At 39.0% G+C, this 872-nt stretch carries 1 protein-coding gene; it reads left to right on the top strand.

The genetic code is table 11. The features are described from left to right. Window positions 1-686: 686 nt before the first annotated feature. On the top strand, window positions 687-872 hold a 186-nt coding region (locus tag A3738_RS31850; RefSeq protein ID WP_231876558.1), incomplete at its 3' end, for a hypothetical protein.

Here is an 872-nt window from a genome sequence, read left to right as displayed (position 1 = left end):
CATTCTTTGGCTTCAACACCGCGCTCAGCAAATGCAGCGCGAAGTGGTACGACCCACTCTTCATTTTCATGGATGATATAAATATCTTGCACGTTATCCTCGTTTACCGTTTTGTCTGGTTGCGCAGTGTACTACTTTTGATCATGTTTTTATTTCTTGTTTTAACGAATAAGCTAAACGGAAATGCCGGCAACAAATTCCACAAAGCAATAGTTTAAGAGCACTAAAAAACGTAGTTCTCAAACTGTCGAAAAGTTTTACACGAGTAGTGGTTTATTGATTTTGGTAAAAGTAATAAGCATCTGTTCAATATATCCGATGCGTTATCTAGATCAATTCTTGCTGTAAATCTTGTCTCGGCGATGTAGTAAATTAGGGAAATAATTGATGTTCTTCAGTTATAAAATCCTTACTTAGAAAGAATAACAAAAACAATATTATATGAGTTGGTGCTGTACGTTGGCTAAAAGAGGATTGCAGACGTCGAGATTTGAGCGGCGGTTGCTTCCGCTGTTAGACAAAAGCGGACCTTGGCGTTAGTTCATTCTCGACGCCTGCTTCAAGAGGGAGGGAGATGCCGGACTTTACGTGAAAGCGCCGTTGTGATCTTGATGGGTAATAAAAGCATCTTGTTAATATCAAACTAGGCTTTAATTAGAGTAACTATATTTTAAAAAGCGAGTTAAATGAAAATTAAAGAAGAATGGTTAGGGTTCGGACCCTTATGTCTTTTACTGGGTATTCCTGGGTTATTTGTGTTTCAACCATACCCTAGCTACGACGAACTCAAGGTTGTGAAAGGAGTTGTCACAGAGTACCACTGGCAATTATCAGGGTCTTGGAGGAGTGGTGGTTCAAAATACATTTATGTC

It is taken from the genome of Oleiphilus sp. HI0066 (assembly GCF_001635725.1).
This window is presented reverse-complemented; position numbering and strand designations above follow the sequence as displayed.